The 22,942-nt window shown below is 45.0% G+C and carries 12 protein-coding genes; 7 read left to right on the top strand and 5 right to left on the bottom strand.

Going from position 1 to position 22,942, the window contains the following annotated elements:
* Nucleotides 1-166 precede the first annotated feature (166 nt).
* From ruvA to DEM91_RS06405, 6 genes are all read left to right on the top strand, one after another.
* Nucleotides 167-781 (top strand): Holliday junction branch migration protein RuvA, encoded by a 615-nt coding sequence (ruvA, locus tag DEM91_RS06380; RefSeq protein ID WP_028901009.1) that lies wholly within the window; start codon nucleotides 167-169, stop codon nucleotides 779-781.
* 42 nt (nucleotides 782-823) lie between these two features.
* Nucleotides 824-8,410, top strand: a complete 7,587-nt coding sequence (gene sprA / locus DEM91_RS06385; protein ID WP_249858346.1) for a cell surface protein SprA — start codon at nucleotides 824-826, stop codon at nucleotides 8,408-8,410.
* Between the two features lie 618 nt (nucleotides 8,411-9,028).
* The gene (locus DEM91_RS06390) at nucleotides 9,029-9,472 is read left to right on the top strand and encodes a PH domain-containing protein (protein WP_249858347.1); all 444 of its coding nucleotides are present in this window, start codon (nucleotides 9,029-9,031) and stop codon (nucleotides 9,470-9,472) included.
* Nucleotides 9,469-10,731, top strand: coding sequence for a D-alanyl-D-alanine carboxypeptidase/D-alanyl-D-alanine-endopeptidase (gene dacB, locus DEM91_RS06395; protein WP_249858348.1), 1,263 nt, complete (start codon nucleotides 9,469-9,471; stop codon nucleotides 10,729-10,731). Before DEM91_RS06390 ends, dacB begins: the two co-directional genes overlap by 4 nt.
* 42 nt (nucleotides 10,732-10,773) lie before the next feature.
* The gene (locus tag DEM91_RS06400; protein WP_249858349.1) at nucleotides 10,774-11,985 is read left to right on the top strand and encodes a mechanosensitive ion channel family protein; all 1,212 of its coding nucleotides are present in this window, start codon (nucleotides 10,774-10,776) and stop codon (nucleotides 11,983-11,985) included.
* Between the two features lie 81 nt (nucleotides 11,986-12,066).
* Nucleotides 12,067-13,308, top strand: a complete 1,242-nt coding sequence (locus tag DEM91_RS06405; RefSeq protein WP_249858350.1) for a serpin family protein — start codon at nucleotides 12,067-12,069, stop codon at nucleotides 13,306-13,308.
* Nucleotides 13,309-13,410: 102 nt separating this feature from the next.
* Here DEM91_RS06405 and DEM91_RS06410 read toward each other — a convergent pair whose 3' ends face one another.
* The 3 genes from DEM91_RS06410 to gdhA form a co-directional block, all read right to left on the bottom strand.
* Nucleotides 13,411-14,268 carry an enoyl-ACP reductase gene (locus DEM91_RS06410; RefSeq protein ID WP_249858351.1) on the bottom strand — a complete coding sequence of 286 codons (858 nt, stop codon included), beginning with the start codon at nucleotides 14,266-14,268 and terminating at the stop codon, nucleotides 13,411-13,413.
* A 77-nt stretch (nucleotides 14,269-14,345) separates the two neighbouring features.
* On the bottom strand, nucleotides 14,346-14,870 hold the full coding sequence (locus DEM91_RS06415) for a septal ring lytic transglycosylase RlpA family protein (protein ID WP_249858352.1): 525 nt from the start codon (nucleotides 14,868-14,870) through the stop codon (nucleotides 14,346-14,348).
* Nucleotides 14,871-14,946: 76 nt separating this feature from the next.
* Nucleotides 14,947-16,284: an NADP-specific glutamate dehydrogenase gene (gene gdhA, locus DEM91_RS06420; protein WP_249858353.1), complete on the bottom strand. Its 1,338-nt coding sequence runs from the start codon at nucleotides 16,282-16,284 to the stop codon at nucleotides 14,947-14,949.
* Between the two features lie 312 nt (nucleotides 16,285-16,596).
* Between gdhA and DEM91_RS06425 the strand changes: the two genes are divergently transcribed.
* On the top strand, nucleotides 16,597-19,563 hold the full coding sequence (locus tag DEM91_RS06425) for a PEP/pyruvate-binding domain-containing protein (RefSeq protein WP_249858354.1): 2,967 nt from the start codon (nucleotides 16,597-16,599) through the stop codon (nucleotides 19,561-19,563).
* Nucleotides 19,564-20,245: 682 nt separating this feature from the next.
* Here DEM91_RS06425 and DEM91_RS06430 read toward each other — a convergent pair.
* Complete coding sequence (locus DEM91_RS06430) at nucleotides 20,246-20,989, bottom strand: sensor histidine kinase (RefSeq protein WP_249858355.1); 744 nt, start codon at nucleotides 20,987-20,989, stop codon at nucleotides 20,246-20,248.
* Nucleotides 20,990-21,388: 399 nt separating this feature from the next.
* A complete protein-coding gene (locus DEM91_RS06435; protein WP_249858356.1) occupies nucleotides 21,389-22,717 on the bottom strand; it encodes a sigma-54-dependent transcriptional regulator in 1,329 nt (442 codons plus the stop codon).
* Between the last annotated feature and the right edge of the window lie 225 nt (nucleotides 22,718-22,942).

Here is a 22,942-nt window from a genome sequence, read left to right on the forward strand (position 1 = left end):
CGCAGAAGATTCCATGCACATTTTTGTCACATAAAAGAAAACGACTCTAAATTATGCACATTTTTGTCATATAAGCCACCTTTTCCTTTTGTACTTTCTGCCCATAGGAGCAATATCTTGCCATGGATAGCGTTATCTTTCATGTATATACACAAATAAATAAGGTATGATAGAATATATTCGGGGTGAATTAACAGAATTAACTCCTGCTCAAGCTGTACTCGAGGCGGCTGGTATTGGCTATAGCTTAAATATTTCATTGAACACTTACAGTGCCATTCAAGGCAAGAAAGAAGTGAAGTTGTATGTCCATGAATCGCTCGTAACAGGTGGAAGAGATGACAATTTTACATTCTATGGCTTTTATTCCAAGCAAGAACGTGATTTGTATCGCATGTTGATAACCGTTTCGGGTGTAGGGGCTAACACGGCTCGGATGATACTCTCCGCCATTTCTCCTGCCGAATTGTGCAACGTGATAGCCAATGGAGATGAGCGAATGTTGAAGTCTGTCAAGGGAATAGGATTAAAGACAGCACAACGCATCATTGTAGACTTGAAGGATAAGATTGTAAGTAGTGGCATCGCTACCGAGCTACACGTGAGCGATCAGCCGCAGAATATGGTGCATAGTGGTATTCGTGATGAGGCTGTAAGTGCGCTCACAATGTTAGGCTTCTCGCCCGCACCGAGTGCGAAGGTAGTAGAATCTATTCTAAAGGAGAGTGATTCGATGCCTGTAGAACAAGTTGTAAAATTGGCACTGAGTCGCATTAAATAAAACAAGTTCGGCAAATCGTCAAGCTGAGGACGCAGCGGAAGCATGGAGTTGAGAAGACGTATTTATAGTTTGCTGCTGGTGTTACTCGTCATGAGTATGGCGGGATATGCCTTTACTTTACCTTATTGGCAAGGCAGAGGTGTACAGCGTGTGCAACAACAGACTCCTCAAAAGCCCCAAAAACGCAATAAGAAGGATACTGTTCAGGTAAAGGTACAGCCTGAAATCGAGGACGAAACCCATATACCCGACTCTCTTTTACATCCAAGATGGAAAATACAGCGCACCACTCCTGTCATATTCGACGACTTAGAGGAAAGTCCTTTAGACTTAAAGCGTCCCCGAAATCTGAACCAAGATGTGGTTTATAATGACACGCTGAATCGGTATATCTTTGGATCTAAGATAGGTAACTCTTGGGTGAATGCTCCTATTATGATGGCACCTCAAGAATATCGCAAGTGGAGTGAGCAACAACTCTTTAAGCAGTACTTTAGGACAAAGAACGCAGAAGTTTTCGAGAAAAAAGGAAAAGAGAAGTTCGACTTCACCGATATGCACTTTGATTTAGGACCAGCCGAGAAGATTTTTGGACCTGGAGGAGTGCGTATCAAGACACAAGGTACGGCAGAGCTAAAGTTTGGTGGAACGATAAAAAAGATTGACAACCCCTCTTTGCCTATCCGAAACCGAAAGATGACCACGATGAACTTTGATGAAAAAATCAATCTGAACGTCAACGGTAGGGTTGGAGATAAGGTGAATATGAACTTGAACTACAACACTGACGCTACATTCGACTTTGATGCGCAGAACATGAAGTTGAAGTACGACGGCAAGGAGGATGAAATCATCAAACTGGTAGAAGCAGGTAACGTGTCGTTTCCCTCTAACTCGTCGCTCATTAAGGGTGCCAGTTCATTGTTCGGACTTCGTACCGATATGCAATTTGGTAAGCTAAAGTTGCAGATGGTGGCATCACAAAAGAAATCATCTGACAAGACTGTATCTTCAAAAGGCGGCAAACAGTTTACGCCTTTCGAAATAAATGTGGCGAATTATGAAGAGAACAGGCATTTCTTTCTGTCACAATATTTCCGCAAGCAGTATGATGAAAATATGAAATCGTTACCCAACATCACCTCTGGGGTAAAGATTAACCGCATGGAGATATGGGTAACCAACAACTCGGGGGTGACGACGAACACTCGTAATATTATAGCCTTCACTGATTTGGGTGAGAATGAAAAGGTGTCAAATCCTTTATGGAACACCACCATGCAGAAGGTTCCATCTAATCAGGCAAACAGCGTATATTCTACCATTGTAAACACTTATGGCATTGTGCGTAACATCGACCAAGCTAACTCAGTATTAACATCTGCAGGATTGGTAGGAGGCGTGGACTATGAAAAGCTGGAACGGGCTCGTTTACTCAATCCTTCGGAATACAAAGTGAATACCGCCTTGGGCTATGTGTCGTTGAAAACTGGTCTGCAAACCGATCAGGTATTAGCAGTGGCGTACGAATATACGTATGGAGGAACAACGTTTCAGGTGGGCGAATTTGCCAGAGATGTGACCGATGTCAATGCCGCATTGTTCGTAAAGTCATTAAAAAATACCAGCAATAACCCACAGCAGGGCAACTGGGACTTGATGATGAAAAACGTCTATGAATTAGGTAATTCTATCGAACGTGAGAAATTTAGATTAGATGTGAAGTATCAAAGCGATACGGCAGGCGTTTATCTTACTTATATCCCAGAAGCACAAGTAAAAAATCAGCCTATCATAAGACTGTTAGGTGCTGACCGTTTGGACAATAACAACAAGGTGCATAGCAACGGTTATTTTGACTATGTAGAAGGATATACCGTGAGTGATGGGCGTGTGTTCTTTCCAAAGGTGGAACCTTTTGGGAGTTTTATCCTCAATTATCTTAGAGACAAGGGCGTTCAGCATCCAGAGAAATATGCTTTTACCGAACTGTATGATTCGACAAAGACAGTAGCCAAACAAATTGCCGAGAAGAATAAATACGTACTCATGGGGCAGTATCGAGGTTCAGCCGCTAATGTTATCTCTTTAGGGGCATACAATGTTCCTCAAGGTTCGGTCGTGGTAACGGCAGGAGGAGTGCGACTTACAGAGAATGCTGACTATTCTGTAGACTACGCAGCAGGTGAGGTCACCATCTTGAACAAAAGTATCTTGGATGCGGGGACAAATGTCAATGTTTCTTTAGAGAGTAATACAGACTTTGCACAGGAACGCAAAACAATGTTCGGACTTAACTGGGAATACGATTTTAGCAAAGACTTTCAGTTGAGTGGTACTGTACAACATTTGTCTGAGCAAGCACTGACGAACAAGGTAAATATGGGGGCAGAACCGCTCAACAATACTCTTTGGGGAGTTAACCTTAATTGGAAAAAAGAAAGCCAGTGGCTCACAAGTTTGTTAGATAAAATACCCTTCTTGCATCTTACGCAACCTTCGCACATTTCATTCAATGCCGAATTTGCACAACTCATCGCAGGGCAGAGCCACGGTACACAAGACAATGCCTCATACTTGGACGACTTTGAGAATACAACTACAAAGATAGATGTTTCTACACCAGCCTCGTGGGTCATGTCGAGCGTGCCTTCCATGTTCCCAGAGCATAGCGACAAGACCTCCTTGCGTAGCGGATTTAACCGCTCGTTGTTGGCATGGTACACCATAGACCCTCTGTTTACTCGTCGTAGCAGTTCACTGACGCCCAGCCATATCAAAAGTGATTTGGAACAGTTGTCTAACCATTATGTGCGCGAGGTGTATGTGCGTGAGTTGTATCCCACTCGAGATCAAAGCAGTTATAGTGGTGCTACCGCTACAATCCCTATCCTCAACTTGGCGTATTATCCTGCCGAACGAGGGCCATATAATTTCAATCCTGACCTTACTGCCGATGGCTTCTTGAACCATCCGCAAGAGAAATGGGGAGGAATGATGCGAAAATTAGATTATAGTGATTTCGAAGCGTCCAACATCGAGTACATAGAATTTTGGATGCTCGACCCATTTATCTATACCAGAAGAGACGGAACGGCTCATCAGTATGGTGGAGACTTTTATATCAACCTCGGAGAGGTGAGTGAAGATATATTGCACGATGGCAAAAAGTTTTATGAGAGCGGACTCCCCGTCGACGGAAGTCAATCCTTTACGACAACGCAATGGGGTAAAGTACCCACACAACCCAGCGTTACTTATGCCTTTGCAACGAGCAAGGGAGCAAGGGCTTTGCAGGATTTAGGTTTCAATGGACTGACCAATGAGGAAGAGAAAAACTTTGCCGCTTATCAAGATTTCTTACGTCAAATACAAGGAAAAGTAAACCCTGCTGTGTTTGAAGCCATTTTGAAAGATGTAGCAAACGATGATTATCATTATTTCCGTGGGCGTGATTATGATGAGATGCAAGCCTCTATTCTGCGTCGTTACAAATATATCAACAATCCGCAAGGTAATTCGCCCGATACAGAAAACCGTAGTGAGCGTTACGACACCTCTTATAAAAGTATGCCTGATGTGGAAGACATCAACCAAGATTATACTTTGAACGAATATGAGAAGTACTTTCAGTACCACGTTTCTATTCGTCCAGAGGATTTGGTGGTGGGACAAAATCACATTGTAGACAAACGAGAAGCAACTGCGCCTTTGCGTAATAAGAAGAATGAAAAGGTGACTTGGTATCAATTTCGCATTCCTATTCGTGACTTTGAACGCCGATTTGGCTCCATCTCCGACTTTACCAGCATCCGCTTCATGCGTATGTTCTTAACAAGATTTGAGAAGCCCATCGTACTTCGCTTTGGAAGTCTTGACCTTGTGCGTGGCGATTGGCGTATCTATCAGCAGCAACTCGACCCCTCTTCTGCCCAAACGGGTACGATGTCGGTGAGTTCGGTCAACATAGAGGAAAACAATGACAAGTCACCTGTCAACTATGTGTTGCCTCCAGGCATCGTTCGAGCACAAGATCCAACCCAGCGGCAGTTAGTAGAAGCGAACGAGCAGGCATTAGACTTGATTGTTCAACACTTGGCAACAGGAGAGTCGAAGGCGGTCTATAAAAATACGTCTGTCGATTTGCGGCAGTACAAGCGTATGCAAATGTTTGTGCATGCCAATGCCATGGAGCAAAACACTACCAATCTGCAAGACAATCAGTTGGCTGTCTTCGTGCGATTGGGGAACGATTACAAAAGCAATTACTATGAGTATGAAATACCGTTGCGATTAACAGAACCCGGTGTGTACGACCGTTATTCGCTTGCTTCGGTGCGAAAAGTCTGGCCTGAGGAGAATATGTTAGATATTCCACTTACGGTATTTACGGAAGTAAAGAAAGAAAGAAACAAGGCGAAGGCGCAGGGACAAGCATCATACAATCGAGTATTTACCTCTTATGATGCAGAGCGTCCAAATAACAAGGTTAGCGTAATGGGTAATCCAACGCTTGGTGAAGTAAAAACGATGATGATTGGCGTACGCAACAAGTCGGGCGAGGTGAAGTCGGGTGAGGTATGGGTGAACGAACTCCGTCTATTGGAATACAACAACGAAGGAGGCTGGGCGGCACAAGGAAACTTAAATGTGCAGTTGTCTGACTTTGGTACTTTCAATGTGCAGGGACGTTATATGAGCGAAGGATTTGGCGGTTTGGAAGAGGGAGTGGACCAACGTTCTAAGGACGACTACCAAAACTACAGCGTCACAGCCAACCTTGAATTGGGCAAGTTCTTTCCTGACAAGGCAAAGGTGAGTGCGCCTTTGTATTATAGTAGACAGGAAGAACAGGTAAGTCCAAAGTATAATCCACTCGATACGGACATGCGCTTGCGAGACGCTTTAGATGCCATGGGAAGTCAGCAGGAACGCGATTCTATACAAAGCATTGCTGTGACGAAAACCACTAACACCAACTTTTCACTGTCAAATGTGCGAGTGGGCATCCAAACCAAGCGTCACCCGATGCCCTACGATCCTGCCAATTTCTCGTTCTCGTATAGTCATGCTCACCGATATAGCAGTGGGAAGACTACCGTTTACGAGAAAGAAGACAACTGGATGGGTAGCCTTTCTTATAATTGGTCTCCTGTCTATAAGTCTTTAGAGCCATTCAAATTTATAAAAAGTCGTAGCAAATGGTACGATATCTTGAAGCGTTTTGGATTGAATTGGCTACCACAAAGTGTGGCATTCAACACAGATATGTCTCGTAACTATTATGAATTGCAAGAACGTGACATGCAAGATTTGGGCGGTTCACAACTCCCATTGACCTTTAATCAACAGTTTATGTGGAACAGAGATTTTACGCTACGCTGGGATCTCACGAAGAATATACACATGAACTTTCAGAGTGCTACGCATGCAGAGATAGAAGAGCCCTATACCCCTGTGAACAAAGACCTCTTCCCCGATAGATATTCGGCATGGAAAGACTCGGTTCGCACCAGCATTTGCAATCTTGGGACACCCTTAGACTATCAGCAACGATTCTCTTTGTCTTATCAGTTGCCACTCAATCTCATCCCTATTTTCGATTGGGTGCGAGCAGATGCCAACTATGCCGCTAACTATACATGGGTGCGAGGCACAATGTTGGAAGATGGCACATCGTTAGGAAACACGGTGACCACCAATCGGAACATGAATCTGAATGGTAATTTTGACCTTCAGCGGTTGTATAATCATATTCCATTCCTTAAGAAAACGAATGATAGATTTAATAAAGAGCCGCAGCGTCGTCAGACAAGAGGAAGGAACTCGCGAATGGTGAAGCAAGATAAAAAACAATCTACCACACAGAAAGCTACTGTACAAGATGCCCAAGCTGAAGCCCTGAAGCGTGCCTTGCCAAAGAACCAAAAAGGCTTTCAACAAGAAATCGTGCTGTTGCCCGATACCTTTATTACCGTGAAACATGGTAAGCAAACCAAACGCCTGATAGTGTCGGCAAAGGCGGAAAATGGAAAATCTTACCCTCTTCGTTATCAAAAAATCGACAATAATACAATTCGTATCAAGAATAAGGTAGACTCTGCACTTCATCTAAAGATAACTGTGGCAGCAAAAGAGCCACTTGAAAATAAAGGTTGGTATAAGGCGGCTCAATCGGTGGCACGCCTGATGATGATGGTGCGTAGCGTGGGGTTGAGTTATCGCAACGACTATGCGTTGGCGTTACCTGGCTTTATGCCCATTGTTGGCGATGCCTTTGGACAAAACCGTACCCCCGGTGCGCTTTCACCCGGTCTTGATTTTGCCTTTGGTTTCGTAGACGATGGGTATATAGAGCGAGCTCGAGACTACCATTGGCTGCTGATGTCCGACTCGATAGCGACACCCGCCACTTCTAATCGTACTGAAGATTTGCAATTACGAATGACGTTAGAGCCAGTGCGCAACTTCAAAATAGACCTTCATGCCAGCAGAACCAAGACCATGGGAAAGAGTGTACAATACATGTACGAAGGAAATCCTACCGTTCTCAGTGGCAACTTTACCATGACCACCATCTCACTTCGCAGCGCATTCGAAGGAATGGGCAACGCTAACAACGGTTTCTTTAGTCAATCGTTCGTTGATTTCTGCCAGTCGTTAGAGGGCTTCCGTCATCGTGTGGAGGCACAATATCAGGGTGCTACCTATCCTCGTGGAACTTCGTTGGCTGGAGAAACATACAATGCTGCCAACGGTGGAGTGAACAAGTATGGCTCTGATGTGATGGTTCCTGCTTTCTTAAATACCTATACCAGTATGGGTGGACATTCTTTAGACCTCTTCCCAGCGATTACACGGTTGCTTCCTAACTGGACTATTCGCTATAGTGGACTGGGCAAGTTGCCATGGTTTCAAGATGTGTTCAAAAGTGTTACGCTGAATCATGCTTATAAAAGCGTCTTCGCCATTGGCTCTTTTAGTAGTTTTAGTACCTTCCAAGAATACATGAATGGATTGGGATTTATCACAGACCCCACAACAGCAGCTCCTATTCCCAGCAGCATATACAACATTTCGATGGTGAGTATCAACGAAGCTTTCTCTCCATTACTCGGTGTGGACGTGACACTTCACAATAACCTTACCGCCAAGTTGGAATATCGTTCTACGAGAGTGTTAAGTCTGAGTACAACCAGCGTGCAAATTAACGAAGCCATCAGTCGTGACTGGGTCTTGGGATTGGCTTATCGAATCAATGACCTTCATCTTTTTGATAGTGGCAGAAATCGCAGAATGAGCCGCAACCGAAACAAGCAACAGCAGGCACAAACCGCTACTTCTACAAGTAACAGCACTACATCGAACCGAGGACTGAACCTTCGATTGGATTGCAGTTATCGCCGACAGGCAAGCATTAGCCGTGACATTGCCACCATGACAAGTATGGCAACGGGTGGAAATACGGCTTTTAAGTTCCAGTTCTCTGCCGATTATAATTTGTCTAAGCTCATGACGATGACGATGTATTATGATCAGCAAGTCAACAATCCGCTGCTTTCGAGCAATAGTTATCCCACCACGACGCACGATTTTGGCATCAGTCTGAAGTTCAGTCTGACCCGATAAAAAATGTGAATTTTCTTGACAAACACTCTTCCATAGCTCGCATATTTGCGAGGACAAGTGCGTTCGTGCGTAAATACGCGAGAAATGGCGAATGTTGGTAATTGCTTGTAAGTCAGTTTGTTTGGTGAATTTCCCCTCGTTTTAATGCCCTTTTTTCGCATTATTTTGGCTGTTAACCCATGGAGATTGCACCCTTAAAGCGTGCAAATAAGCTGTTTATTCGTTGTAGATAGCGGGCTTAACCCATTGAGTTATCACTAAAATACATGTTTCACACACCAATTATCGTTGTTTTTCGAGTTTACAAACGTCTATTTTTTGCTGGAATGAGGAATTCAGAAGTGTTAAAAAATAGCCATCTTTTTTGACAATTATCGTTGTCGTTGAATGGCGTTTTTCTTCATGATTTGATTCAAAATCCGTACCATGAATAAAAATCTATGTTTGTGAAAGTATCATAAAGTACCAGCAAGAAGCACTCAACCATAAATAATTTTGTAAATTTGCAACAAATAACTCTCCATTTATTCTGCTTGGCTTCGTTGATTCAACATTGTATCATCGCTTTTGAGCGCAGCAGGTAGTAGCAAAATGAGTATTATAAAACCGTAGCAAGCTATGTCGCAACGCACATTTCATCATCGATTAACTTTGGGTTCCCTGTGTGGATTAGTGCTGTTCTCCCTGTTGGTCATTTATTTGTTTTGGATAAAACAGGCCTTACTGGGACTCTTTGTCGTCATTGTTATTGTTGGAATGATAGAGCGTATATTACATACCACCTACACCTTTATACGTACCAAACCCATTGATAGGGATGAAGAAATGGAATTTTTGCTCATCAACAGAGGCCGTTTTTCGACAAAGCAACAAATTGCTTTATGTGATGTCGTAAAATGTGTACCTATGCGAAACAATTTCGGACTTTCACATTATCTACTCATTAAGTATGGTGCAGATAGGTTGATTGCCGTTCAGCCACAACAAGAGCAGGCTTTTATGGAAGAATTGATGAAGCGACAGCAAGCAGAAGATGTGTCTTTTGCACATAAACATTCATGAAGATAATTAAGAATTTTCTGTGTTTGGCAGTCTTGGGCTTATGGCAGCCTGCTCCAGCACAAACAAAAATAACACATCAGATACCGACCCAAGATTCGTTGACACTGATATCAGTGCCAGCGGATACGGCATCTATTGTTGCGCCAACCATTGCTTGGCAACAAAAAGTGCAGACAAGGTTGGAGCAATTGTTGCGAAGCAAGTTGCTTGAAACCTCACAATTAGGCTTAGCGGTATATGACCTCACAGCCGACAGTGTGCTTTATAAATACCAAGAGCGGCAACATTTGCGACCTGCCAGTACAATGAAACTGATAACAGCCATTGCAGCGTTGGACCAGTTGGGGGGTGATTACGAGCTTAAAACCGAGCTTTATTATACAGGAAGCATTGAAAATCGGACGCTGAAAGGTGATATCTATTGTGTTGGAGGCTTTGACCCTTTGTTCGATAAAGAGGACATGCAAGCCTTTGCAACCTGCGTGCAGGAACTTGGTATTGACACCATTCGGGGCACACTGTATGCAGACAAAGGCATGAAGGACCTTAACTTGTTGGGCGAGGGATGGTGTTGGGATGATGACAACCCCGTGTTGTCGCCCCTGCTGTATCGCCGTAAAGACCATTTCATGGCAGAGCTTGAGCGTAGGTTGCGAGAGTCAGGCATACAAGTAGAGGCTTTTAGTACTACAGGCTCATGTCCTGCGAATGCGCAACGCCTTTGCTTGCGAACACATACCATCGATCAGGTGTTACTGCCTATGGTGAAAAAGAGTGACAACCTTTGTGCGGAGGCTTTGTTCTATCAGTTACCAGGGGGAGAACGCCAACAAAGAAGGACAGCGAAAGATGCAAGCAATGTCGTCAAACGGTTGATAAAAAAGGTAGGCTTAAATCCTTCGACTTATAAAATTGCCGATGGTAGCGGACTTTCGTTATACAATTACCTGAGTGCAGAATTGTTAATAGAATTCTTGAAATATGCGCATCGCCAACCTCGTATTTATAACCACTTGCTACCAACACTTCCTGTGGCAGGAGTAGATGGGACGTTGAGCGACCGAATGAGAGATGCTAACACCTGTGGCAAGGTATGGGCAAAGACAGGAACGGTGACAGGAGTGAGTAGTTTGGCAGGTTATTGTCAGGCTCCGAACGGGCATTTGTTGTGCTTTGCCATTATCAATCAGGGGGTGATGCACGGAAAGAATGCCCGTAGGTTTCAGGACAAAGTATGTCAATCCTTGTGTTTGCCTTAAGAGAGAACTAATAATAATTATTCATGAATAAACAATAAAATCATGTGGGATATAACAGAAACAATGGAGCAAGTACGCATTGTCGTAGAGAAATTGATTCAGATGTGTGGAATTACAGGCGTGGCAGTGCCCGTAGTGCGGTATGTATCGCTGTCGTTGGCAGCCATTTTCTTTTCTTGGCTTAGCTATATTATCGCCAAAAAACTGTTGATTCCAATCATCAACAGGCTCACGGCACGAACTAAAGCCACGTGGGATGACGTGCTGCTCAACCGCGATGTGCTGCTCAAGGTTTGCGCTATCGTTCCTGCGATAGTCATTTACAAACTCTTGCCGTTGGTATTTTATGAAGCACCGTTTGTGCAAGAGATGCTCAACCGGCTCACCAGCATCTACATCACGGTGACCTCGGTGCAGTTGGGTATTGCCGTGATCAACTCGTTTCGCAATCTCGAGACCACACATAGCTCGAGTAGACAGCAATATATGCAATCGTTCTGCGGTGTATTGAAGATTGTTGCCATATTCATCGGTGTCATTGTGGTGGTTGCCTTGGTGATAGGAAAGAGTCCAATGAAGTTGTTTGCCGGACTGGGTGCTACCTCTGCCGTGCTGATGTTGGTGTTCAAGGACACCATTGAGGGTCTGGTTGCAGGCATCCGTCTTACCAGTAACGACATGATTCGGCGTGGTGATTGGATTACAGTGCCGTCGACAACCGTGGATGGTGAGGTGATGGAGATGACGCTTACCACCGTGAAGGTGCAGAATTTTGATAATACTATTGTGACGGTGTCGCCAAAGACGTTGGTCGATGGGTCGTTCCAAAACTGGAAAGGCATGCAGGAAAGTGACGGAAGACGTGTGAAGCGACTGGTTTATTTCGACTTCCTGTCCATCAAACCAGCATCGCAGGAGCTAAAGGATATGTGTCAGGAGAAGGGATTTCTGACGACGCAGGAGATGAAAGGCGACCTTACAAACTTGGGCTTGTATCGCAAATATATGGAAAACTGGCTCAAACAGTCGCCCGAAGTGAATACAGAACTCACTTGTATGGTACGCCAGCGAGAAGCTACCAACACAGGCTTGCCCATCGAGTTTTATTTCTTCTTGAGCAACAAAGAGTGGATTGTCTACGAACATAACTTGGCTGAAATCATGGAATGGGCGTACACCATGGCGCCAGTGTTTGGTTTGCACATCTACGAACGCACTTCTGCAATGCCTCAAGTCAAGCAGCTGTTGGGATAAAAAATAAAAATAAATTGTAAATCGGTGCAAGATTTCATTGTTTTCGTCATTCTATGAGTAGATAACTAAAACAAAATAGATATGATGAAACATTTTTTTCCTTTAATTGGTGCATGTTGTTTATCGGTTGGTATGCTGACATCGTGTAGTGAAGACGAACCTGTTACACCTAACGTGAAGTATAATCCGGGAACCATCAAGCTGACAACAGCGCAGCAAGCGCAAGTAGAAAACAGCAATGAGTTTGCTTGGAAGTTTTTTAAAGAGGTGTCGAAAGGTGAGCAGGAAGACGTGTTCGTCTCGCCGCTGAGCGTGACCTATGCGCTCGGCATGCTGTCGAATGGGGCGGTAGGAGATACACAGAAAGAAATCTTGGAGGGTCTTGAGTTCCGTTCAGGCAAGGTGGATGACATCAATTCTCTTTGCCATCAGCTCATGATGGAAGCGCCAAAGCTGGACAAGTCGACCAAGGTTTCGATGGCGAATGCAGTGGTTGCAAACAAAAACAAACCGCTGCAGCCCGACTTTAAGAATGTGGTTGAAAAACAATATCAAGCGCTTGTAACCAATCAAGACTTCAGTTCGCCGGCCACCTTGTCATTTATTAACCAGTGGGCGAGTGATCATACGCAGGGTATGGTGCCTAAGATACTCGAACGAATAAATCCAGATGGAGTCTCTTATCTGCTCAACGCTCTTTACTTCAAAGGCATTTGGTATCGGCAGTTTGATAAGAAGCGTACGCAACAAGAATCGTTTACGCAGGCCGACGGCAAAAAGTTGACGGTGAAAATGATGCATCAGAAAGAGCGATTCTTTGCTGCTGAGAACGACAACTATCAGACCGTGGTGCTTCCTTACGGCAATGGATCGTACGAAATGGTGGTGCTTTTGCCTCGTGAGGGAAAGGATTTGTCGAGCTTGTTGCAGACCATGGATGCTAAAAAGTGGAAAGACAATCTGAAGAACACGTATAGCAGTAAGGTCGATTTGAAGCTCCCACGCTTTACATCTGCATACACTCGTGAGTTGAATGACGTGTTGAAGCTGTTAGGGATGAATATAATGTTTGACCGTGGCAAGGCCGATTTGACAAAAATGTCTGTGGAAAATGCTTTTGTTTCCAAGGTTTTACAGAAGGCAAAGATTGAGGTTGATGAAGAAGGCTCAAAGGCCGCAGTCGTTACGGTGGTAGAAACTGGGGAAACAGCACTTCCTCCTTCTAAGCCCATTATGTTCCATGCCAACCGTCCTTTCATGTATGCCATTGTTGAACACAGTACGGGTACCATCTTCTTCATGGGTACTTATCAAGGCAAGTAAACGGTTTTGGACAGTTGGTAGATTGCTTTTTTAGTGAAAGAAATAAAAAGGGGCGACGTTACATTGGTAGCGTCGCCCTTGCTGTTGATGGTTATCGTGTGTTTATCCGTAGATAATTTTTCCGTGTTCGTCTTTATATTCATCCAATCCTTTTTCGTAAGTGGCCATGGCGCGCAGGCTCATACCCACGTTAGAGAAGCCACCATCGTGATAAAGGTTTTGCATGGTGACTTTCTTAGTGAGGTCAGAGAACATCACGATGCAATAGTTGGCGCATTCATCGGCAGAGGCATTGCCCAGTGGAGACATGCGGTTGGCAAAGTCGAAGAGCTTATCCATGCCTTTTATGCCCTGTCCTGCGGTGGTGAGAGTAGGCGATTGTGAGATGGTGTTGATACGTACATGTTTCTCTCGTCCGTAGATATAGCCAAAGCTACGTGCGATACTTTCCAACAAAGCCTTGGCATCTGCCATGTCATTGTAGCCATAGAAAGTACGTTGTGCGGCTACATAAGTGAGAGCGACAATAGACCCATATTCGTTAATGGCATCAAGTTTCTTGGCGCACTGTATCATTTTATGGAATGAAATGGCTGACACGTCCAATGTCGTGTCCAGCATCTTATAATCCAAATCATCGTAAGTACGATGCTTACGAACATTGGGTGACATACCAATAGAGTGCAATACAAAATCTATTTTACCTCCCAGAATCTCCACGGACTGCTTGAACACATTCTCTAAGTCTTCTACATTGGTGGCATCTGCGGGTATTACTTCGCAATGAAGTTTTTCAGATAACGCACTTACCGTACCCATTCTCACTGCCACAGGCGTGTTTGAAAGTGTAATTTTCGCACCTTCTTCTACGGCTCTCTCAGCCACTTTCCACGCAATTGACTGTTCGTTGAGGGCACCAAATACGATACCTCTCTTTCCTGATAATAAGTTGTTGCTCATATTTTCTATTTAAAAGAATGCGACAAAGGTACAGAAAATAATTGAAAAAGATGTTCTATTGTCGTGAAAGCTGGTCATTATTTCTTTTGTGTCTTCGTGTTAGACGGTTGCTTTTGTTTCTTTTTGTCTTCTGTGGCAGATTGCTTTCGCTGTTTTGTCAACTGTAATTTTGTTTTACTTGCATTGATAGACTGTTGTCGGGTCCATGCATCAATAAAGCTATCCTTACCACTGGAGATGCCAAACTCCAATTCTGGGAATTCTCTTTTATCTTTGGAACGGTAAGGAACTCTGATGATATCTGCTGAATCTATACGTTGTACAGTAACCATCGCAACACCTTGTCCTATAATATCAAGTTCTTTTGCTGCTCCATACGATAAATCAATGATTCTACCCTTTACGTGTGGACCACGATCTGTCACTCTGACGATGACGTCTTTCTTGTTACGTGGATTTGTAACTCTTAATAAGGTTCCAAATGGATAAGTGCGATGGGCGCACGTCATACTATCATGGTGAACTCTTTCCCCGCTGGCTGTACGTGCTCCTGTGGATCGCTTAGAATAAAAAGTAGCTTTACCTTTCTGGGTTTGAGCCATCAGAAAGGTAAAGCTTACCATTATGTTTAACAATAAAATACTTTTTTTGTGAAATATCACTATGATGTATTTTAGTTTATACTACGCCTTGTTCCAGCATTGCTTGTGCTACTTTCATGAAGCCAGCAACGTTAGCTCCCTTGACATAATTGATATATCCATTAGACTCTGTGCCATACTTCACGCACTGTTCGTGGATAGAGTGCATGATGTAGTGCAACTTCTCGTCTACTTCTGCCTCGCTCCAAGTGAGTCGGATAGAGTTTTGAGTCATCTCCAAACCAGAGGTAGCAACACCACCAGCATTGACAGCTTTACCCGGTGCAAAAAGTTGTTGTGCTGCAACAAACTTGTCAACTGCCTCAGCGGTACATCCCATGTTACTTACTTCTGCAACACAGAGAGGTTTGTGAGCTAAGATCTTGTCTGCATCTTCACCGTTCAATTCGTTTTGAGTAGCACAGGTCAAGTAAATGTCGGCTTTCTGTTCCCAAGGTTTCTTGCCTTCATGGAATTCAGAGCCTGCGAATTTGTCAGCGTATGGTTTACAAATGTCATTGCCGCTGGCACGTAATTCGAGCATGTAGGCAATCTTTTCGCCACTGATGCCATTTGGATCGTAGATGTAACCGTCAGGACCACTAATGGTAATCACCTTTCCTCCCAATTCTGTAGCTTTGAGAGCAGCACCCCATGCAACATTTCCGAAGCCACTGATAGCTACGGTCTTGCCCTTGATGTCAATATTGCGTGTCTGCAACATTTGGTTCACAAAGTACAATGCGCCAAAACCTGTTGCCTCTGGACGAATGCGTGAACCACCATACTGCAAGCCTTTGCCTGTAAGAACGCCTTCCCAGCGACCTACTAACTTCTTGTACTGGCCAAACAAATAACCAATTTCACGTCCGCCAACACCAATATCACCAGCAGGAACGTCAGTGCTCGGGCCAATATATTTGTAAAGTTCAGACATGAAAGATTGGCAGAATCTCATTACTTCTGCATCGCTTCTTCCACGAATAGAGAAGTCAGAACCACCTTTGGCACCACCCATAGGTAATGTAGTCAATGCGTTTTTGAAGGTTTGTTCAAAGCCCAAGAACTTCATAATAGATAAGTTCACAGATGGGTGGAAACGCAATCCGCCTTTGTACGGGCCAATGGCGCCGTTGAATTGTACGCGGTAACCAATGTTAACATGTACTTCTCCTTGGTCGTCTACCCATGGCACACGGAACATAATGATGCGCTCTGGCTCAACAATGCGCTCTATAATTTTTGCTTTTTCAAATTCAGGATGCTCGTTGTACACGTCCTTTACGGATATAAGCACCTCTTTGACAGCTTGTAAATACTCGGATTCGCCTGGATGTTTTTTCTCCAGGTCTTGCATGATTTTGTCAATTTCCATAGTAGAATTTATTTAATTAGTTGGTTATACTTGTCACGGATATTATCCAAGACGTGGCAAATATAGTTTTTTTATAAATAACCACCAAATATAAAAGGATAAATTCTAATTTCAATGTTTATAAATGTGAAAACTCATGAGCTTACACCTTATTATATATATTTATGAGGGAAAGACGAAAGTTCGTTGGATATTTGTGAATATACTTTGTTTTTTCTACATTTGTCGTGTCAATATTGTCCAATCAAAGACGGACCTGTATTTTGGAAACCTCTTTCATTTGGTTAGTTCTTACTTCTTGAAAAAACAATTATGAGCGATTCTGTGCCTTCTCAATGGCGTAATTTTTTATTGAAGGATGTGACTTTTGTCAACCTCATGATGAGACGTATTTATAACGTCTTAATCGTTGCCAACCCCTATGATGCCTTCATGTTGGAAGATGACGGCAGGGTAGAGGAGAAAATTTTCAACGAGTATATGGAGTTGGGTTTACGTTATCCGCCCACCTTTACACAGGTGAGCACCACGGAAGAGGCGACCCGCATTCTTCAGTCCACACCGATAGATTTGGTGATATGTATGCCAGGAACCGCTGACAATGACGCTTTTACCGTGGCACGCAATATTAAAGATGCCTTTCCTGATATTCATTGCATCGTTCTCACGCCTTTCTCGCACGGCATTACCCGTAGGATGGAGAACGAAGACCTGAGCATTTTCGATTATGTTTTTTGTTGGTTGGGCAACACAAATCTCATTATGTCCATCATCAAGCTGATGGAAGACAAGATGAACTTGGAGCACGATATCACTGAAGGGGGCGTGCAAATGATATTGCTGGTAGAAGATAGCATTCGTTTTTACAGTTCTATATTGCCGAATCTGTACAGCTACATCTTGGTGCAGAACAAGCATTTGTCCTTTGAGGCATTGAATCGACATGCTGCTACGTTGCGCATGCGTGGTCGTCCAAAGGTAGTTTTGGCACGAACCTATGAGGAAGCGATGGATTATTACAATCGTTTTGCGGGCAATATATTAGGCGTTATCAGCGATGCCCGTTATCCTAAAGGCGGAGTGAAAGACCCCGAAGCGGGTTTGAAATTGTTGCGTGAGATTCGCAAGCGCAACCCTTATCTGCCTTTAGTGGTGGAAAGTTCGGAGTCAAGCAATCGGGAAAAGACCGAAAGGGAGGGCTTCCGGTTTGTTGACAAGAATTCGAAGATGATGGGAATAGACCTCCGTCATATCTTTGAAGAGCACATGGGCTTTGGCGATTTCATCTTTAGAGACCCGCACACCCGTCAGGAAATCATGCGCGTGCATTCGCTCAAGGAGCTGCAAGACAACATTTTTAAGATACCAGATGATTCGTTTCGCTTCCATGTCTCGCGCAATCACATGAGTCGTTGGCTTAGCGCACGCTCAATATTTCCCATCTCCGAGTTTCTTAAAAACATCACTTGGGATAAGTTGCAAGACTTGCAAGCGCATCGGCAAATTATCTTCGATGCTATTGTGCAATATCGTAAGATGAAAAATATAGGCGTGGTAGCGGTGTTCGACCGATTGAAATTCGACCAATATGCTCACTTTGCGCGTATCGGTGAAGGTTCGTTAGGCGGAAAAGGGCGTGGCCTTGCTTTCTTAGACCATATCATCAAGATGCATCCCGACTTTAATCAGTACGAAGGAGTGAAGGTACAAATCCCAAAAACGCTGGTGCTTTGTACGGATTTGTTCGACCAATTCATGGACGAGAACAATCTTTATGATGTTGCCTTGAGCGATACCACAGACGAAGAGATACTGCACAGCTTTTTGAAAGCCAAGTTGCCAGAGCGTCTGCGCGACGACTTTATCACGTTTTTCGATGCCACCAAGAGTCCGATAGCCATTCGTTCCAGTTCGTTGTTGGAAGATTCGCACTATCAACCTTTTGCCGGAATCTATTCCACTTACATGATTCCCTCAATTGATGACAAGCAAGTGATGCTTCAAATGTTGGCTTGTGCCATCAAGGGCGTGTATGCATCGGTGTTCTATCATGATTCCAAGGCTTACATGACGGCTACTCGCAACTTGATCGATCAAGAAAAAATGGCGGTTATCTTGCAAGAAGTGGTGGGTAAGCAGTATGGTACGCACTATTATCCCAAGATTAGTGGGGTGCTGCGCTCGCTGAATTATTATCCCATTGGCAACGAAAAGGCAGAGGAGGGCATTGCCTCGTTGGCGTTAGGATTGGGTAAATACATCGTAGATGGCGGTCAAACTTTGCGTGTGTCCCCTTATCATCCTCGTCATGTCTTGCAGACCAGTGAACTGGAAAAGGCGTTGCGCGAGACACAAACGCAATTCTATGCCCTCGACACGGCTCATGTGGGACAAGATTTTCAGGTAGACGATGGTTTCAATATCCTCAAGTTAGGTGTCAAGTCTGCCGAGACAGATGGCTCCCTGCAATACATTGCGTCTACTTACGACCCATACAACCAGATAATGAGGGATGGACTGTACGACGGAGGACGCAAGGTGATATCTTTCTGCAATGTGCTGCAACACGATGTGTTCCCTTTGGCACCCATCATGCAAATGGCGATGAACTATGGTGCGGAGAGCATGCGGTGCCCCGTAGAAATAGAGTTTGCCTGTGATATCAATGCCGATAGGACAGGGGAATTTTACTTATTGCAAATCCGTCCCATTGTCGATACCAAGCAAATGCTCGATGAGGATATTGTCGCCATCGCCGATGAACGGTGTTTGTTGCGTTCGCACAACTCGTTAGGGCATGGCATCATGGACGATGTCTGTGACGTTGTTTATGTAAAAACCAACGCTTCTTTCACAGCGAAAAACAATCCTGCGATTGTAGGGGAGATAGAAAAGCTCAATGAGCAGTTCTTGTCACGAGGTCAAGGTTATGTGTTGATAGGTCCGGGACGCTGGGGCTCGAGCGATCCTTGGTTGGGCATTCCAGTAAAGTGGCCACAAATTAGCGGTGCAAAGGTTATTGTCGAGACGACATTAAACAACTACCGTATCGACCCAAGTCAAGGGACACACTTCTTCCAAAACCTCACCAGTTTTGGTGTGGGCTATTTTACGATTGATGAGGTGGGTGGCAGTGGCTTGTTCAGGCAAGATGTTTTGGATGCCATGCCAGCTGTCGAAGAAACCACTTATGTTCGCCATGTTCGGTTTGATGCCGCATTGCGTATTTTGATGGATGGTCAGAAGCAAGAGGGAGTGGTACTCTTTCCTTCAACATAGAAAGCGGTTTGGCGGCTTGTGGGGAATAAAGCCCTATGTTCATCACGGCTCTTTCATTGACGAAAGGTGTTTTGTTGGGAAAGCAATCTTTGATCTTTTGCATCAATTGTTGTGCAACAATTCTCCTTCAATGAAAGAGCTGCGTCTTTTTATCAATATTATTTTTGTCCAAAGTCTCCGTTGTTTTTGTCTTATTATTTTACCAAAAAACGACCATTGAAAATCTTCAAAATAGAAAAAATCAATAGGCAAATGACATACAAAAATGGGATGATTTTCACAAAATAAACGTCTTTTCAAGTTGAAACATTGATTTAACGGTCTTGTAAACATGTATTAGGGGCATTATTCACATACTTCAGCAGCATTAAAGCATGCAAATTGCAGGCTTATCTCAATGGGTTAGTTGCAAAAAAATGGTAAAAACAGGAATAAAAAGAGTTGTCTCAAGCGTAACATCTTCAATGTCAACAAATTACAAACCTTGCTCATTTCTCGCGTATTTGCGACCAACTTTGATGTTGGTGATTTACACGCGAGTTATGAGAGGCACTTTGTAAAGAAATATCGGAGTGGAATCTGACGGTTTAGTCATGCGGATGATTGAGAACGAAAACAGCTTGTCAGCCCTTGGAACCTACGCCATGACAGCCTAATATCTAAATCCGAGACTTGAGTTGGGTTAAAAGAATGTCAGTCGGAAGGTGGTCAGTCTGGTGGTCTTGTCGGTTACAAGGTCGATAGAGCCATTGCAGGCCTGCATGATTTGTCGTGAAATGGACAGGCCAATGCCGCTTCCCTGCGGCTTGGTGGTGAAGAAGGGCACGAAGATGTGACTTGCCACGTCATCGGGAATCATCGCTCCGTTGTCGGTGATGTCGATGATGACGGATTCCTGTGCGTTGGCGTATGCGCGCAGAGTGATTTGCCCTTCCTCTCCAATGGCCTCGGAAGCATTTTTCAGTAGGTTGTTGACCACCCTGCTGACAAGGCTCTCGTCAGCATACACCAGCAAGTCACCGGGTTCTACCTCGTAGCTCACGTTCACGTCAGACTTTAACATCGGGCGAATGAGGTTCACCATGCGTTCGAGGAACGGTCTGACATAGAACAGGGTGGGTGTGGGCGTGGGCACATGTGTGAACTTGCGGTAATTCTCTACAAAGTGCATAAGTTCCTTGCTGGTTCTGCTGATGACCTGCAGTCCTTGCCGTTGTTCGCCCTGTGAGTTTTGGAGTAGGGTGTCGCTTAGGGATATGATTGGCGTGACGGTGTTCATGATTTCATGGGTGAGTACGCGAATGAGCTTCACCCAGCTGTCTATCTCTTGGTTGGCCAGCTCGCCCTTGATGTCGCTGAAACCGATGATGCGCACCCGACGACTCTTGAGAGTTGTGTGGGTCTCGCGCAGAGAGAATCCCGCCATCTTCTCCTTGATCTGGTTGATGTGGGTGATGGTCTCCACCTGCAGCAGGTTGAGTGCGGCCCGGTTGCTGCGGAGTACGATGCCCCGCTCCACGTCGACCACCAAGATGCCCGTATCCACCGAATCGAGTATGAGTTCGAAGTATTTTTCCCGTTCTATCTGTTCATCTCGGGCGTGTTGTAGGATTTCCTTCACGCGGTTGAGCGACTCGTTGAGCAAAAGTTCGCTGCCGTACCTCTTGTTGACGGGAAACTGGAAAGTATAGTCGCCGATGTCTATGGCGTTGAACATGAATGTCACTTTGCCAAGGTCGTGCCGATACCGTCGCCACAGTTGCAGATAGGCAACGAGGGCGGTAAGCAGTGCCAGGCAGAGTATGATGACAATCACGTTCATGATTTATAGTCCGTATCGTTTGATTTTGTTGTATAAAGTCTGTCGGGAGATACCTAACCTGAACGCCACCTGCGAGAGGTTGCCGTCGCATTCACGGATGGTTTTCTCGATGAGTCTTCGTTCCATCTCATCGAGCGTGCGCACGTCCTCAATTGGTTTCTCCTGTCGGGCGGGACCACTCTCAATGTCGTCCTCGGCAATCGTCGTGCCGCTGCACAGGATAACCGCTTTCTCCATGGCATGTTGCAGTTCGCGAATGTTACCGTACCAAGGTTGCTCTTCGAGCTTGGTCATGGCGCTGGCCGAGAATTTTGTCTCCGGCTTGTTGTACATCGTTGCGTAGCGTTTGAGGAAGATGCCGGCCAAGGCCGTGATGTCTTCCCTGCGCTCGCGTAAAGGCGGCAGGTGCAGGTGAATCGTGTTGACGCGGTAGAGCAAGTCTTCGCGAAACTCGCCGTTGGTCACCATTCCTTGTAGGTCTCGGTTGGTGGCACAAATCAGTCGCACGTCGATGGGAATCTGCTCGCTGCCTCCCACACGCACGATGCTCCTGCGCTGCAAGGCCGTGAGCAGCTTTGCCTGCAACGCATAGCTCAGGTTGCCTATCTCATCAAGAAACAACGTGCCTCCCTCCGCCAGTTCAAACTTTCCCGGCTTGTCTGTCTTGGCATCCGTGAAAGCACCTTTCGTGTGTCCAAAGAGTTCGCTTTCAAAAAGTGTCTCCGTGATGGCTCCCATGTCGATGGGCATCATCTGGTGTCCATGCCGTTTCGACAGGCGGTGAATCTCTTTGGCAAGCACTTCCTTGCCAGTTCCGTTCTCGCCTGTGATGAGGATGTTGGCATCGGTGGCTGCTACTTTCTCCACCATCAGGCGCAGATCTTGCATCGTCGGCGACACGCCCCAGTACATTTCTCCCTCATGGGTGGTGGCGTTCTGGTTGGTTTTCTTGGTTTTTCGGTAGGCATTGGTGAGCGTATCGATGAGCTTGGTATTGTCGAAAGGCTTTACCACGAAGTCGGTAGCGCCCTCCTTGATGCCCGTCACCGCCAATTCAATGTCGGCGTATGCCGTGAAGAGCACCACCTGTGTGCGGGGACTCAGTTTCTTGATCTCGCGAAGCCAGAAGAGGCCCTCGTTACCATTGTTGATGCCGCTGCGGAAATTCATGTCGAGCAGCACCACGTCGGGCCCGTCCTCGCGTAGGCGGGTGGGGATATTCTCTGGTTTGGCTATCGCCGCGACATGTTCGAATACATTTTCTATCAGCATCTTCACCGTGGTGAGGATGTTGCGGTTGTCGTCAACTATCAGTATGCTACCTTGTTTCATCTATTGTCTAATGTCTGTCTACCAGTTGCACATCCTTTCACGGGAGTGGCGGAAAGGATGTTGTCTTTGCAAAGATATTCTTTTTTCTCCTTAGTATCAAGCCGTTGTCTAAAAATCATATCATAAAAACAGATGTGCCGTATGAGAGGACATCGAGTGGATGGTGGGGCTCACTGTCAAATAATTGGGCAGCAGTGTCTAATTGTTGGACAGGCTTGTAATCAC

Source organism: Prevotella sp. TCVGH, from assembly GCF_023522295.1.
GTDB lineage: Bacteria > Bacteroidota > Bacteroidia > Bacteroidales > Bacteroidaceae > Prevotella > Prevotella timonensis.

Bases quoted from the DNA above. Each gene is read 5' to 3' on its own strand.
- sprA (WP_249858346.1), top strand. From the start codon at position 824: ATGGAGTTGAGAAGACGTATTTATAGTTTGCTGCTGGTGTTACTCGTC.
- DEM91_RS06425 (WP_249858354.1), top strand. From the start codon at position 16,597: ATGAGCGATTCTGTGCCTTCTCAATGGCGTAATTTTTTATTGAAGGAT.
- gdhA (WP_249858353.1), bottom strand. From the start codon at position 16,284: ATGGAAATTGACAAAATCATGCAAGACCTGGAGAAAAAACATCCAGGC.
- DEM91_RS06410 (WP_249858351.1), bottom strand. From the start codon at position 14,268: ATGAGCAACAACTTATTATCAGGAAAGAGAGGTATCGTATTTGGTGCC.
- dacB (WP_249858348.1), top strand. From the start codon at position 9,469: ATGAAGATAATTAAGAATTTTCTGTGTTTGGCAGTCTTGGGCTTATGG.
- DEM91_RS06415 (WP_249858352.1), bottom strand. From the start codon at position 14,870: ATGGCTCAAACCCAGAAAGGTAAAGCTACTTTTTATTCTAAGCGATCC.
- DEM91_RS06400 (WP_249858349.1), top strand. From the start codon at position 10,774: ATGTGGGATATAACAGAAACAATGGAGCAAGTACGCATTGTCGTAGAG.
- DEM91_RS06390 (WP_249858347.1), top strand. From the start codon at position 9,029: ATGTCGCAACGCACATTTCATCATCGATTAACTTTGGGTTCCCTGTGT.
- DEM91_RS06430 (WP_249858355.1), bottom strand. From the start codon at position 20,989: ATGGCGGGATTCTCTCTGCGCGAGACCCACACAACTCTCAAGAGTCGT.
- DEM91_RS06435 (WP_249858356.1), bottom strand. From the start codon at position 22,717: ATGAAACAAGGTAGCATACTGATAGTTGACGACAACCGCAACATCCTC.
- DEM91_RS06405 (WP_249858350.1), top strand. From the start codon at position 12,067: ATGATGAAACATTTTTTTCCTTTAATTGGTGCATGTTGTTTATCGGTT.
- ruvA (WP_028901009.1), top strand. From the start codon at position 167: ATGATAGAATATATTCGGGGTGAATTAACAGAATTAACTCCTGCTCAA.